The sequence below is a fragment of the Alloalcanivorax marinus genome (assembly GCF_016906305.1).
In the GTDB taxonomy this organism is placed as follows: domain Bacteria; phylum Pseudomonadota; class Gammaproteobacteria; order Pseudomonadales; family Alcanivoracaceae; genus Alloalcanivorax; species Alloalcanivorax marinus.
On the sequence record NZ_JADDOL010000017.1, the window covers coordinates 47,641 to 61,467 of the forward strand.

12 protein-coding genes are annotated in these 13,827 nt (G+C 67.1%); 7 read left to right on the top strand and 5 right to left on the bottom strand.

Going from position 1 to position 13,827, the window contains the following annotated elements; genetic code table 11:
• Nucleotides 1-70 precede the first annotated feature (70 nt).
• Entirely contained in the window at nt 71-625 is a 555-nt protein-coding gene (gene mobA / locus IM760_RS14065) for a molybdenum cofactor guanylyltransferase (protein ID WP_204430445.1), read from the bottom strand.
• A 102-nt stretch (nt 626-727) separates the two neighbouring features.
• Here mobA and IM760_RS14070 point away from each other — a divergent pair, with 102 nt between their 5' ends.
• From IM760_RS14070 to IM760_RS14090, 5 genes are read left to right on the top strand one after another with little or no spacing between them, the layout of a single operon-like run.
• The gene (locus IM760_RS14070) at nt 728-2,740 is read left to right on the top strand and encodes a DNA repair helicase YoaA (protein ID WP_204430447.1); all 2,013 of its coding nucleotides are present in this window, start codon (nt 728-730) and stop codon (nt 2,738-2,740) included.
• On the top strand, nt 2,718-3,380 hold the full coding sequence (gene tsaB, locus IM760_RS14075) for a tRNA (adenosine(37)-N6)-threonylcarbamoyltransferase complex dimerization subunit type 1 TsaB (RefSeq protein ID WP_204430454.1): 663 nt from the start codon (nt 2,718-2,720) through the stop codon (nt 3,378-3,380). The genes IM760_RS14070 and tsaB overlap by 23 nt, the downstream gene beginning before the upstream one ends.
• A gap of 58 nt (nt 3,381-3,438) precedes the next feature.
• The gene (locus IM760_RS14080; RefSeq protein WP_204430456.1) at nt 3,439-3,873 is read left to right on the top strand and encodes an acyl-CoA thioesterase; all 435 of its coding nucleotides are present in this window, start codon (nt 3,439-3,441) and stop codon (nt 3,871-3,873) included.
• A 12-nt stretch (nt 3,874-3,885) separates the two neighbouring features.
• Complete coding sequence (locus tag IM760_RS14085; protein ID WP_204430458.1) at nt 3,886-4,683, top strand: undecaprenyl-diphosphate phosphatase; 798 nt, start codon at nt 3,886-3,888, stop codon at nt 4,681-4,683.
• An 8-nt stretch (nt 4,684-4,691) separates the two neighbouring features.
• Complete coding sequence (locus IM760_RS14090; protein ID WP_239549848.1) at nt 4,692-5,420, top strand: class I SAM-dependent methyltransferase; 729 nt, start codon at nt 4,692-4,694, stop codon at nt 5,418-5,420.
• Between the two features lie 78 nt (nt 5,421-5,498).
• Here IM760_RS14090 and plsB read toward each other — a convergent pair whose 3' ends face one another.
• Nucleotides 5,499-8,057, bottom strand: coding sequence for a glycerol-3-phosphate 1-O-acyltransferase PlsB (gene plsB, locus IM760_RS14095; RefSeq protein WP_204430462.1), 2,559 nt, complete (start codon nt 8,055-8,057; stop codon nt 5,499-5,501).
• Between the two features lie 283 nt (nt 8,058-8,340).
• Here plsB and IM760_RS14100 point away from each other — a divergent pair, with 283 nt between their 5' ends.
• Nucleotides 8,341-9,198, top strand: a complete 858-nt coding sequence (locus IM760_RS14100; RefSeq protein ID WP_338021403.1) for a DMT family transporter — start codon at nt 8,341-8,343, stop codon at nt 9,196-9,198.
• 123 nt (nt 9,199-9,321) lie between these two features.
• On the opposite strand, the gene IM760_RS14105 is transcribed toward IM760_RS14100, so the two are convergent.
• Nucleotides 9,322-10,911, bottom strand: a complete 1,590-nt coding sequence (locus IM760_RS14105) for an aldehyde dehydrogenase family protein (RefSeq protein WP_204430467.1) — start codon at nt 10,909-10,911, stop codon at nt 9,322-9,324.
• Nucleotides 10,912-11,249: 338 nt separating this feature from the next.
• Between IM760_RS14105 and IM760_RS14110 the strand changes: the two genes are divergently transcribed.
• Complete coding sequence (locus tag IM760_RS14110; RefSeq protein ID WP_204430469.1) at nt 11,250-11,450, top strand: hypothetical protein; 201 nt, start codon at nt 11,250-11,252, stop codon at nt 11,448-11,450.
• A 98-nt stretch (nt 11,451-11,548) separates the two neighbouring features.
• On the opposite strand, the gene dapE is transcribed toward IM760_RS14110, so the two are convergent.
• Nucleotides 11,549-12,688 carry a succinyl-diaminopimelate desuccinylase gene (gene dapE, locus IM760_RS14115; protein ID WP_204430471.1) on the bottom strand — a complete coding sequence of 380 codons (1,140 nt, stop codon included), beginning with the start codon at nt 12,686-12,688 and terminating at the stop codon, nt 11,549-11,551.
• Between the two features lie 89 nt (nt 12,689-12,777).
• The gene (gene dapD / locus IM760_RS14120; RefSeq protein WP_204430473.1) at nt 12,778-13,812 is read right to left on the bottom strand and encodes a 2,3,4,5-tetrahydropyridine-2,6-dicarboxylate N-succinyltransferase; all 1,035 of its coding nucleotides are present in this window, start codon (nt 13,810-13,812) and stop codon (nt 12,778-12,780) included.
• Nucleotides 13,813-13,827: the final 15 nt, after the last annotated feature.

A 13,827-nucleotide genomic window follows, 5' to 3' on the forward strand; every position in this document is an offset into this window, starting at 1 on the left:
GGGTGTTTTCCCGAACCCCTGATCGCGACTGAAGTCGCTGCTACTGCTCACCCCGGTCGTAGGAGCGACTTCAGTCGCGATCCGGCGTCAGCCGGTTGCGATTCTCCAGCCGCCCGTCGATGCGCACCACGTCGTGGGGCACCCGCTCCAGCCAGCCGCGCACGCTGCGGCCGCCCTGGTCCAGATAGTCGCGGATCGACGGCACCCAGCGCTCGCCGTGCAGCCCCAGGCAAAGCGGCTGCGGGCCCCGGTCGTCCTCGATCCGGCGCACCCGGCCCGGGTCCAGGCCGGCCAGCAGCAGGCCGGGCAGGGCGGCGGGCGGCGCCATCAGGTCGCAGGGCAGGCACAGCACCGGGCCGTCGCCGCAGGCCGCCAGGCCCGCCTCCAGCCCGGCCATGGGGCCGCAGTAGCCCTCGCGGCGGTCGCCCACCACGGTGTCGGCGCGCCGCCGATAGGCGTCCGCATGGCGGTTGGCGCTGATCACCACCGGCCCCGGCGGCGCCACCGCCGCCAGCAGGTGGTCCACCAGCGGCCGGCCGTCCACCTCCACCAGCCCCTTGTCGCGGCCGCCCATGCGCCGGCCTTCGCCGCCGGCCAGAATCAGCAGCGTGTAGAAAAGATCCATGCCGTCTTCCTGTTGAGGGGTCGTGCTATTGGGCGTGAACCGGGTTATCCGCTATCCTCTGCGCCCAGGCATCGCCAAGCCCGCAGCCGCACGAGACTCCCATTGAACAGCGCCCGCGACTATCTTAACGACATCGACCGTTTCGGTCGCTTGCTGCACGGCTACCGGCCGCGGGAACCCCAGTTGCGCATGGCCGACGCGGTGGCCGAGGCCATCGACAAGCGCGGCACCCTGCTGGTGGAGGCGGAGACCGGCACCGGCAAGACCCTGGCCTATTTGCTGCCGGCGCTGCTGTCCGATGGCCCCACGCTGGTGTCCACCGGCACCAAGAGCCTGCAGGATCAGCTGTTCTTCAAGGACCTGCCGATGGTGCTCAAGGCGCTGGGCCTGCCGCGTAAGGCGGCGCTGCTCAAGGGCCGGGCCAACTACCTGTGTCCCTACCGGCTGGAGCTGCACCAGGAAGAGGCCCGTTTTCTGACCCGGGAGACCGCCGAACAGCTGCAGATCGTGGCGCACTGGGCCCCGCGCACCCGCACCGGTGACATCGCCGAGCTGAAGCAACTGCCGGAGGACGCGCCGGTGTGGCCCTGGGTCACCAGCACCGCGGACAACTGCCTGGGCACCGAATGTCCGAAATACAGCGAATGCCCGTTGATGAACGCCCGCAAGGAGGCCCAGGAGGCGGACCTGGTGGTGGTCAACCATCACCTGTTCTTCGCCGACGCGGCGCTGCGCGGGGAGGGCGTGTCGGAACTGCTGCCCAGCGCCAATACGGTGATCTTCGACGAGGCCCACCAGCTGCCGGAGGTGGCGGCCAACTTCTTCGGCGATTCCCTGAGCACCCGCCAGGTGCAGGAGCTGGGGCGGGACGCGCTCTCCGAGGCGGCGCACTCGGCGCTGGATCTGGCGGAGCTGAACCAGCGCGTGTCCGCCCTGGACAAGGCCGGCCAGGACCTGCGCCTGAGCCTGGGCGAGCAGGAACGCCGCGCGCCCTGGTCCGAGGTGGCCGAGATCAGCGCCGTGCAAGAGGCCGGCGAGGCGCTGCTGGACGCGCTGATCGACCTGAACGATTTTCTCGAGCCCCAGGCGCGCTCCAGCCGGGGCCTGGAGTCCTGTGCCCGGCGCGCCGCCGAGCACGTGTTGACGCTGAAATCGATCCTCGACGCCAACGGCCCCAACCGGGTGTACTGGTTCGAGACTTTCCGCCGCACCGTGGTGCTGCACAGCACGCCGCTGTCGGTGGCCGCCCAGCTGCGCGCCCAGCGCGAGAAGCACCCCTGTGCCTGGGTGCTGACCTCCGCCACCCTGTCGGTGGCCGGCCGTTTCGAGCATCTGCAGAAGCGCCTGGGCCTGGACGAGGCGGATACCCTGCGGCTGGAAAGCCCCTTTGATTTCAAACGCCAGGCGGTGTTCTACGTGCCCGAGGGCCTGCCGGCGCCGTCCTCGCCGGACTACACCGCCAGCCTGACCCGGGCCATGATCCCGGTGATCCAGGCCGCCGAGGGCCGCACCTTCTTTCTGTTCACCAGCCACCGGGCGTTGCGCGAGGCGGCGGCGCTGCTGCGCGACGCCAAGCTGGATTACCCGCTGCTGGTGCAGGGCGAAGCCGGGCGCCGGGAACTGCTGGACGATTTCCGGCGTCTGGGGAATGCGGTGCTGCTTGGCACCAGCAGCTTCTGGGAAGGCATCGACGTGCGCGGCGAGGCGCTCAGTTGCGTGATCATCGACAAGCTGCCGTTCGGCTCGCCCGGGGACCCGGTGGCGGCGGCGCGCATCGAGCACATCAACCGCACCGGCGGCAACGCCTTCCGCGATTACCAGCTGCCCCAGGCGGTGCTGGCCCTGCGCCAGGGCGCCGGCCGGCTGATTCGCGACCCGGAGGACACCGGCCTGCTGGTGGTGGGCGACCCGCGCCTGGTCACCAAGGGCTACGGCAAACTGTTTCTGGACAGCCTGCCGGGCATGACCCGCACCCGCAAAGCGGAGGTGGTGCAGCGGTTCTTTCCGCACATCGCCAAACTGCAGGCGCAACGACTGCAATCATCGCAAACCGGCGAGGCGCCCGGCGCGTCCGCCCCGCAAGAGCAAACCAATGACGCACATTCTGGCCATTGAGACCGCCACCGACGCCTGTTCCGTGGCGCTGTACCGCGACGGCGAGGTGCTGGAGCGGTTTGAACCCGGTGCCCGCCGCCAGACCGAGCGGGTGCTGCCGCTGGTGGACGACCTGCTGGCGGAGGCCGGCGTCGGTCTGGGGGCCCTGGATGCGCTGGCGTTCGGCCAGGGGCCGGGCGCCTTCACCGGCGTGCGGGTGGCCACCTCGGTGATCCAGGGCCTGGCCTTCGCCCGCGATCTGCCGGTGGCCGGGGTGTCGACCCTGGCCGCCTGCGCCCTGGCCGCCTTCGACGCCCACCCCGACCGGCCGCGGGTGCTGGCGGCGTTCGACGCGCGCATGGGCGAGCTGTATCTGGGCGCCTATCAATGCCACGCCGATGGCGTGGAAACCCTGCTGGCGGACGGCCTGTTCGACCCGGACGACGTGCCGGCCCTGGACGGCGCGGACTGGCTGCTGGCCGGCTCCGGCGCGGTCTATCGGGAGCGGGTGGCGGCCCGGGTCACCCTGGCGGCGGTGGACGAGGCCGCCGCGCCGCGAGCCTCGGCGGTGGCCCGCCTGGCGGCGCCGCTGGTGGCCGCCGGCCTCACCGTGCCGGCGGAGCAGGCGCAACCGGTGTACCTGCGTGACCGCGTGGTTTGATATCGGCGCTGATCGCGGCTGAAGCCGCGATCAGGCCATGCTTGAGGAGAGAGGGACGATGATCGAGTGGGACCTGCCCAATGTGCATGAACTGGAAGTGGTGGTGGCACCGGAATCCATCGACGTGCTCGGCCATGTGAACAACACCGAGTACCTGCGCTACATGGAAAAGATCGCCTGGCAGCACACCCAGGTGCTGGGTCTGGGCTGGGACGAATACCAGCGCCTCAACCGCTGCATGGTGGCGCGCCATACCGAGGTGGACTATCTGGCGCCGGCCTACCAGGGCGAGAAGCTGCGCATCGGCACCTGGATCGTGGAAAACGACGAGCGCATCAGCATCACCCGCCGCTACCAGATCGTGCGCGACGCGGACGGCCTGACGCTGCTGCGCGGGCGCACCAAGTGGGTGTGCGTGGCCCTGGACTCGGGCAAGCCGCGACGGATGCCGCCGGAATTCCTGAGTGGCTACCAGGTCACCGCCCACGAATAAGGACCTCGCCGAATGGACAACTTTCAGGCGCTGATGCTGGCGCTGATTCAGGGACTGACGGAGTTTCTGCCGATCTCCAGCTCCGCCCATCTGATTCTGCCTTCCCAGGTGCTGGGCTGGCCGGACCAGGGGCTGGCGTTCGACGTGGCGGTGCATCTGGGTACGCTGCTGGCGGTGCTGGTCTATTACCGGCGGGATGTGTGGGCCATGACCCGGGGCGCCGGCCAGGGCCTGGTGGAACGGCGCGTCAATCCGGACCTGCGGCTGGGCCTGCTGGTGGTGCTGGCGACGATACCGGCGGTGGCGGCGGGCTTTCTGCTCAAGGATCTGATCGAGAACGAACTGCGCTCGGCGGCGGTGATCGCCACCACCACGGTGGTGTTCGGCGTCGCCCTGTGGCTGGCGGACATTTTGGGTGCCCGCCGGCGCGGCGTGGACCAGCTGGGCGTGGGCAGCGCGCTGCTGATCGGCCTGGCCCAGGCGGTGGCGCTGATCCCCGGCACCTCGCGCAGCGGCATCACCATCACCGCGGCGCTGGCCCTGGGCTTCCGCCGCGAGGACGCGGCGCGCTTCTCGTTCCTGCTGTCGATTCCGGTGATTCTCGGCGCCGGCCTGCTCAAGGCCAAGGACCTGCTGGAAAGCCGGGTGCCGGTGGATTGGGCGCACATGGCCCTGGGCGTGGTGGTGAGCGCCGTTACCGCCTATCTGACCATTCTGTTCTTCCTGCGCCTGCTGGATCGCATCGGCATGCTGCCGTTCATGCTCTACCGGCTGCTGCTGGGCGCCGTGCTGTTCCTCTGGTTCGTATGAGCGGTGGGTTGGGTCGTCTGCCCGGCGCCCCCGCCGGCGTCGGCGGTGAGCCGGTGGCGAGCGCGCAGGCGGCGCGGGAACGGGGGCTGGCCCTGGTGATCGGGCCCGCCGGCGAGGACGGCGCCCTGTCCCTGTGGGACCCGGCGGCCCGCGCTTTGCCGTTGAAAGTGGACTTCGTCGGCGGCCGTCAGGGCTACCGGCTGGCCGCCGAGCGCACCCGCCACGAGCGCTTGATCAAGGCCCTGGGCCGGCCGCTGGACGGCAAGGACCGGGTGCTGGATCTGACCGCCGGCCTGGGCCGGGACGCCGCCCTGATGGCCGCCGCCGGTTTCGACGTGACCCTGGTGGAGCGTCAACCGGTTTTGCACGGGCTGCTGGCGGATGGTCTGGCCCGGGCCGCCGACACCGATCTGGCCAGCCGCCTGACGCTGCTGCCGGCGGGGGAGGCGGCGGCGATGGACCTGCCCGCCCGGCCCTGGCACGCGGTGTATCTGGATCCCATGTTTCCGGCGCGGGGCAAGAGCGCGGCGGTGAAGCAGGACCTGCAATGGTTGCAGCTTTTGTGCGCCTATCCGGATGAGGCGGAGGAGGCCGCCCTGCTGGCCCGGGCCCGCGGGCTGGAGGCCCGCCGGGTGGTGGTGAAACGGCCGCGCAAGGCGCCGCCGCTGGCCGGCCTGGCGCCGCACCACAGCCACGAGGGCAAGACGGTACGCTTCGACGTTTATGGGCCGGCCTGATCGCGGCTGAAGCCGCTCTTACGGCCAGGGGGAGTGCCCGTAGGAGCGACTTCAGTCGCGATCGGCCAAGGCGTATGCCTATTTCCCCGCTTCGGTGCCCTTGGCCGGGTTGCCGTCCCGATGTTTTGCCTCTTCTTTTTCACGCTCGGCGGTTTTCGCCAGGGCTTCTTCCAACTGCGGCACCCGGGTGACGCGCTGAATCGCCTGGCTGATGTCCGGGCTGAGAATGCGGCGGGCCTCGTCGTCCAGGGCGCGCAGGTTGTCGCCGAAGTGCAACTGTTGAGTGTCGTCCAGCCACACCAGCCCGGTGTCGAGCAGCTGACGGATAAAGTTGCGCAGCACCACCTTGTCGAAGAACTCCGGTGAATTGAACTCGTAGAGCAGCGACAGGCGCTGGGCGGTGTGGTGGGCCAGATCGCCAAGCTGGTCGGTGGTCAGCTTGCCGTCGCCGTACTGCACCAGCAGCCGGATGGTCAGGTAGAACCGCTCCAGGGACGGCATCACCGTCTGCCCCAGATGGGCGAGCATGTCCGAGGCGTGGGTGTGGATGGCGGCGCCGTGCAGGCAGTGGTCCTCGCGGGTCACCAGGCCGTGGGCTTCCAGCACCGTGGCGATGCGTTCCACCGCCGCCGGCAGGTCCTCTTCCTCGCGCCAGTGCAGGAAGTACTCGTTGCGGAAGAACGGGTAGAGCAGGGTGATCATGCTCTGCAGGGTGTCCAGGCCGATGCTGCGGGCGTTCAGGAACAGGGAGCAGATCAGCCCCGGCAGGATGAACAGGTGCAGGCTGTTGTTGCGCACGTAGGCCATCTGCAGGGCGGTCTTGGGGTCGGTGGTGACCACGTCGCCCAGCGGGTGGGGCACGCGGATCAGGAATTCGTGCTCCAGGCCGTACTCGATGATGGTGTCCGGATCGGTCTCCGCCAGCCGCGCCTGCTCGCTGTAGGGCGCTTCGTCGAGCAGGTTGATATAGAGCTGCAGCTGCTGGCGCAGCTGCTGCAGGTCCATGGTGTGCTTGGGGGTGGCCAGCAGCGCCAGGCTGATCAGGTTCACCGGGTTGGCCACGGCGGCGGCGTTGATGCCGGTGACCACGTCACGGCCCAGATCGTCCACGGTACGTTTGAACCAGTCCGGGGTGTCGTGCACGCCCAGTTCTTCGTTGCGCCAGCCTTCCCGGTGGTCGTCCAGATGGTCCACCAGCTTGATCGGCTCGCCGAAGTTCACGTGCACCTGGCCGAAATGGCTGCGCAGCACCTTCAGGGATTTGACCAGCCGGAAGATCGATTCCTTTTTCTTCTTGCCGCCGCCCAGCTCGCCCATGTAGGTGCCGGCTTCGATGACTTTTTCATAGCCGATGTAGACCGGCACGAAGGCGATCGGCTTGCGCGCGTCGCGCAGGAAGCTGCGCACGGTCATCGCCAGCATGCCGGTACGCGGCGGCAGCATGCGGCCGCTGCGGCTGCGCCCGCCTTCCACGAAATACTCGATGGAGAAGCCGCGGGTGGTGATGCTGTGCAGGTACTCGTAGAACACCGCCGCGTAGAGCGGGTTGTCGCGGAAACTGCGGCGCATGAAAAAGGCGCCGCCCCGGCGCAGGATGGTGCCCACCACCGGCAGGTTCAGGTTGATGCCGGCGGCGATGTGCGGCGGCACCAGGCCGTTGCGATAGACCACGAAGCTGAGCAGCAGGTAATCGATGTGGCTGCGATGGCAGGGCACATAGATCACCTCGTGGTCGCGGGCCACCTGGGTCAGGTGATCCAGATTGTAGAGGCGGATGCCGTCGTAGAGCCGGTTCCACAGCCAGTTGAGGAACAGCTCCAGGGCGCGGATCACGGTGTGCGAATAATCGGCGGCGATCTCCATGGCGTAGCCGCGCGCTCGGGCCAGCACCTTGTCCTCGCTCTCGTTGTTCTCGGCGGCGGTGTGGGCGATGGCCTCGCGCACCGACGGGGCTTCCATGATGGCGTTGCTGAGCGTGCGCCGGTGGGACAGGTCGGGGCCGATGGCCGCTTCCTGCTGGCGGCGGAAGTGCACGCGCAGGATGCGCGAGGTCTTGCGCACCACCTGATCGTCGGAACGGCACTGGTCCATCACCTGGCGCAGGGACACCGGTGAGCTGAACTGCACGTACAGGGCGCGGCCCTGGGTGAGGATGATCAGGAATTTCTTGATCACACCCGGCGGCGCCCAGGTGTCGGAGAAGATGATTCGCCAGAGGGAGTTTTCCTTCTCCGGCTGGCGGCCCCAGAACACGGACACCGGCACAAGCTGCACGTCCAGCTCCGGATTCTGCTTGAGACCGGCCACCAGCCGCTGCAACCGCGCCGGCGTGATGGCGCGCCGCTGGCGGGCCACCGACATTTCCCGTTTATAAACGTGGAAATAGCTGCGCGAAAGATGCTGCTTGCCCAGGGTCAGGGAGGCCTTGGGCGCGCTCAGGCCGAGCCGCCGCGCCGCCTGATCGGCCACCGCCGCGTCCGCCACGGAGCGGTCGCGAAGCACGTACACCACCGGCTTATCCGGATCGAGCTGCAGCTCCTCCGGATCGCCGGGCAGGGCACGGATCCGCGTGCACAGGCGCATGAACGCGCGAATCAACAGAAAGAAGAGTCGGTCCAGTCCAAACCAGGGCGTCATAAGGCCAAAATCGCGGCAAATGGACCGCCGATTCTACACCCACGGGGTCGGACCGCGCTAACCGGTTGTTTTGCCGGGCTTCTGGTGCCCAGAAGGGCGGGCACGGCGCCTTGGCGGCTGGTTTTCAGGGTCAAAAATGAGAAAAAACCCCCGGAGAATCAATGCGTAACCGGGGTCTGACCCGGATCATCGCGGGCGTGCTACATTGCGGCGGGCTTTTGCCATTTCGTGGTGCGGGGAGGTGTGCGTGTCTGATCATTCGCCGGGGGGATCTGTCGGGGCCGTGGCCCGGCCCGTTACCGGCATACTTCTTATGGCCGCCGGTGTCGCCATCCTGCCGTTGATGGACGGTCTGGCCAAGCATCTGAGCCAGGTCTACCCGGTGCTGCAGGTGACCTGGGCCCGCTACCTGTTTCATTTTCTGTTGCTCGGCGGCTTGCTGCTTTGGCGGCTGCCCGTGCGCGCTCTGATTCCGAAGCATCCGGGTCTGCAGATGGTGCGCAGCGCTTTTCTGCTCGCCACCACGCTGTGCTATTTCGGCGCCATCGCCTACCTGCCGCTGGCCAATGCGCTGGCCATGGCGTTTCTCGGCCCCCTGGTGAGTACCGCCCTGGCGCCCTTTCTGCTCAGTGAACGCGCCGGCGCGCGCGGCTGGCTGGCGGTAGCGCTGGGTTTCGCCGGCACGCTGGTGGTGATCCGGCCCGGGTTCGGACACTTTCACTGGGCTTATTTGCTGGGGCTGGGCGCCGGCGTCAGCTACGGGCTCTATCAACTGACCACGCGCCGGCTGTCCGGCAGTGGCCGGCCCTCGGTGACGCTGTTCTACACGGCGGTGTTCGGGCTGGCGGTGCTGTCGCTGGTGGTGCCCTGGGTGTGGCGTTCCCCGGACCCGGGGGGCTGGGGCCTGATGCTGGTGATGGGTGCGGTGGGTGCGCTTGCCCACTTCCTGATCATCCGCGCGTTCGAACACGCGCCCGCGCCGATGCTGGCTCCGGTGAGCTATATGGAAATGGTCTCCGCGGTGACCATCGGTTGGCTGGTTTTCGGCGATTTTCCGGATGCCTGGACCTGGCTGGGCATTGCTCTCATCGTGACCAGCGGCCTTCTGCTTATTCTCCGGTCGGGGAGTGGTAAAGCCTGATTTTCAGGGGCAAAAAGGGCCGTTCAAGGCCCCATGCGCTTGCTTTTTCTAACGCAAACGCCGGTAAATCAAAGGGTTGGCGGGGTCCGACCCCGGTGGGTCAGTCCCTTGAAGTGACACGCCCTAATCCACTTTCCATTTGCTGAACATCTTGCGGACCAGGAAGGGCGTTAGCTTGAGGCTGGCGCCGAGCCACTGGCCGACGCCGGTGGGGAAGGCGAAGCGCAGGGCGTGGAGCAGGCCCTTGTAGGTGGCCTGGTCGAAGGGGTACCACCAGAGATTGCGTTTGGCGGGCAGCAGGTCCCAGTTGATCACCTTGGCGTTGGTCATTTCGAGCAGGCCTTCCGGGCCGTGGGTGCGGCCGATGCCGGATTCCTTCCAGCCGCCCCAGGGGGCTTCCGAGAGGCCGTGGGTGTAGAGGTGGTCGTTGACGGTGGTGACGCCGGTTTCCAGGCGGGCGGCCAGGGCGCGGCCTTTTTTGGTGTCCGTAGTCCAGATTGAGGAGGTCAGGGCCAGGTTGGAGCGGTTGGCTTTCTCGATGGCCTGCTCCGCGTTGGCGACCTTTTCCACGGCAATGATCGGCCCGAAGGTTTCCTCGCAGACGGTCAGCATGGTGTCGTTGACGCCGGTGAGCAGGGTGGCGGGGAAGAAGAAGCCTTGCTCCACGTCGCCCACCGCTTGGGACTGGGCTTCGATGCGGGCGCCCTTGGCGAGGGCGTCTTCCAGATGTTGCTGCACGGTTCGCAGTTGGCCTTCCGTGGTGAGGCTGCCCACGTCCACGTTGATCTCGTCGGTGGTCGGGCCATGGCGCAGGGCGCGGGTCTTCCTGGCCAGCAGCGCGACAAAATCGTCGTACAAGGGTTCTTCCACGTAGATGCGTTCCACGCCGCCGCAGCTTTGTCCGGCGTTCTGATAGCCGGCCCAGGCGGCGCCGTTGGTGGCCCGTTCCAGGTCGGCGTCGGCGAGCACGATCATGGGATCGTTGCCGCCCAGTTCCAGGGACACCGGTGTGAGGGTCTGCGCGGCCTGGGCCATGAGGGTTTTGCCGGCGGGCACGCTGCCGGTGAAGAACAATTTATCGATGCCGTTCTCGAAAAACGCCGTGGCCACCTTCGAACCGGAGCCCACCACATGCTGGAAAAGCCCGTCCGGCAGTTCGCCGGCGGCGACGATTCGCTCGATGGCGCGGCCCACCGCCGGGGTGGCCGCGGCCACTTTGAGCAGGACGGCGTTGCCGGCCATCAGTGCCATGGCCACTTCGCCGAACGGAATCGAAAGGGGGTAGTTCCAGGGGCTGATGATGCCCACCACGCCCAGCGGCAGATGCTCCACCGTGGTTCGCTTATTGGCGAACAACAAATGGCCGGCGGCGCGGCTTTTCGGTGACAGCAGCCGGCCGGCGTGCTTGCCGTACCAATTGCAGGCCAGGGCGCAGGGCAGCACCTCGGTGGCGAGCGCGTCCACCCGGGTCTTGCCGTTGGATTCGCTCACCGTGCGGGCCAGGTCCTCGGCCCGATCGACGATGTAGTCGCGCATCAAACGCAGATGGCGGGCGCGTTCCTTGAAGGACCTGGCCGCCCACTGCCGCTGTGCCGCGCGGGCCTGCGCCATGCGTTCGGGCAGGCCCGCCAGATCGGTCAGATTGAGTTCCGCCACGGCGGCGCCGGTGGCCGGATTGTAATCAGTAACGGTACCGGGGGTGGACTCGATCATGGGGGCTCCTGGCAAAGACTCTCAACGGCCCGATGAGAGCACAAAGCCCCCCCGCCGCAAATGGCGACACCGTCACCCCGCCCCGGCCTTCGGGTTGGACCAACTTAACTGTTTGATTTTTCTGTTGTTTTCCCTTTTCGGGCGTACGTTTAGGCGCTTAGAATGAGATTTTCGGGGTCGAAAAGCGGCGGCAAGGGTTCAGAGGGCGCGCTGTCAGAAGCGAATTTATCCCGGCAAAAAACGCCCGCCGAGGGCGCCGTGGGCTATGAGATCTCGAGAAAAGGTTTTTCAATCAGAGGGTTGGGGTGGTCCGACCCGAGCGAGGCGAGCGAGGGGTTATGGTGGAGCAGTATGGCGAGTGGTTGCCGTTGGCGGTGACGTGGGTGTTGGTGTGTACGTTGTTGAGCTTTCTGATCGCGCGGCATAAGGGGATGAAGCCGGTGGTGCCGACCGCGGCGGGGTTCGTGGCGGCGTTCATCCCTATCGTGGGGCTGATTTATTTGTTGGTGCTGGGGATGCGGGAGACATCCACGAAGTAGCTAAGCGGCGGCCAAAGGCCGTTTTTCCCTGCCCTTATCGTCCTTCAAGGCGCTCCTGACCCTCGAAAAAAACGGCAAAATACCTTGAGATCAATGGGTTACCGTGGTCCGACCCCGAGGAGGTTTTGGAGGAGGCGGTGGTAGATGTGGGTGAGGGTGTCCAGGTCGGCGATGTCGGTGTGTTCGTCCACTTTGTGGATGGTGGCGTTGACCGGGCCGAGTTCCACCACCTGGGCGCCGGTGGGGGCGATGAAGCGGCCGTCGCTGGTGCCGCCGGCGGTGGACAGTTCGGTGTCGCGGCCGGTGACGTCGCGGATCGCCGCCACGGTGGCGTCCACTAAAGCGCCCCGGTCGGTGAGGAAGGGCTGGCCGGAGAGCTTCCATTCGATTTGGTAGTCCAGGCCGTGCTTGTCCAGCACCGCCTCGGTGCGCCGGCGCAGTTCTTCCTCGGTGAGCTCGGTGGAGAAGCGGAAATTGAATACCACTTCGCAGGTGCCGGGGATCACGTTGGTGGCACCGGTGCCGGCGTTGATGTTGGAGATCTGAAAGCTGGTGGCCGGGAAGAAGTCGTTGCCCCGGTCCCATTCGGTGGCGGCCAGCTCCGCCAGGGCGGGGGCGGCGTCGTGCACCGGGTTGCGGGCCAGGTGCGGGTAGGCCACGTGGCCCTGCACGCCGTTCACGGTGAGCACGGCGCCCAGGGAGCCGCGCCGGCCGTTCTTGATCACGTCGCCCACGGCGTCGGTGGAGGAGGGTTCGCCCACCAGGCAGTAGTCGATGGCTTCGCCCCGGGCCTGCAGGGCCTCCACCACCTTCACGGTGCCGTTCACCGACGGGCCTTCCTCGTCGGCGGTGATCAGAAAGCCGATACTGCCGGCGTGGTCCGGGTGGGCGGCGACAAAGTCCTCCACCGCCACCATCATCGCCGCGATGGAGCCTTTCATGTCCGCCGCGCCCCGGCCGTAGAGCTGGCCGTTTTCCTCGGTGGGGGCGAAGGGGTCATGACGCCATTGCCGGACCGCGCCGGTGGGCACCACGTCGGTGTGGCCGGCGAACACGAACAGCGGGCCGGCGTCGCCACGCCGGGCCCACAGGTTACGCACTTCCTCGAACCACAGGGTTTCGCACCGGAACCCCAGCGCTTCCAGCTTTTCGATCATCCAGTCCTGACAGCCTTCATCCTCCGGCGTGACGGAGGGGCGGCGGATGAGTTCCTTGGCGTAATCCAGCGTTCGAGACATGAATCCGGCTCCAAGCTACAGGCTACAAGCTCCAGGCACGCAGACTTCCGGGGCCTGCTTGTGGCTTGAAGCTTGCAGCTCGTGGCGGCTCAGTTGTGTTTGTGCAGTTCTTCGTTGAGGGCGATGGCGCTTTTGTTGGTCTGGCACTGCACCGCGCCGTTCACGGAATTACGACGGAACAGCAGGTCGGATTGACCGGCCAGGTCGCGGGCCTTGACGGTGTCGGCCACGTCGCCGTTCTCATCCAGCACTTCCACCTTGGTGCCGGAGGTGATGTACAGGCCGGCTTCGATGGTGCAGCGGTCGCCCAGGGGGATGCCGGTGCCGGCGTTGGCGCCGAGCAGGCAGTTCTCGCCCAGGGAAATCACGATGTTGCCACCGCCGGACAGGGTGCCCATGGTGGAGGAGCTGCCGCCCAGGTCGGAGCCCTTGCCCACGAACACGCCGGCGGAAATACGGCCTTCGATCATGCCCGGGCCTTCGGTGCCGGCGTTGAAGTTGATAAAGCCTTCGTGCATGACGGTGGTGCCTTCGCCCACGTAGGCGCCCAGACGAACCCGCGCGGTGTCGGCGATGCGCACGCCGGCGGGCACCACGTAATCGGTCATCTTGGGAAACTTGTCGACGCTGTTCACTTCCAGCAGCTTGCCGTTGAGGCGCGCCAGCAGCTGCCGCTCGGGCAGTTCGTTCAGGTCGATGGCGCCCTCATTGGTCCAGGCCACGTTGGGCAGCAGCGGGAAGATGCCGCTGAGCACCACGCCGTTGGGTTTGACCAGACGGTGGGAAAGCAGGTGCAGCTTGAGGTAGGCCTCCGGGGTGGAGGCCGGCTCCGCGTCGGTTTCCAGGATGGTCAGCACCAGCGGCTGCTCGCTTTCCTGGAACGCCACCGCGTAGCTGGCTTCGTGCTCGAAGCCGGCGTCGCGCCATTCCCGGGCCAGATGCTGAACCTGACGGTGGGTCAGTTCCAGGGCGGCGTTACCGCCTTCGTAGCCTACTTCCTCGCGGATCACGTCCACCAGCTTCGGGTCCGGTTTCAGGTAGGGGTCCGGATAGAACACTTCCAGCCAGTGTTCGTCGCGGTTCTTGGTGCCGCAGCCCAGGGCCATTGCGAAAATCGTGCTCATGTCGTTCTCCTTTAG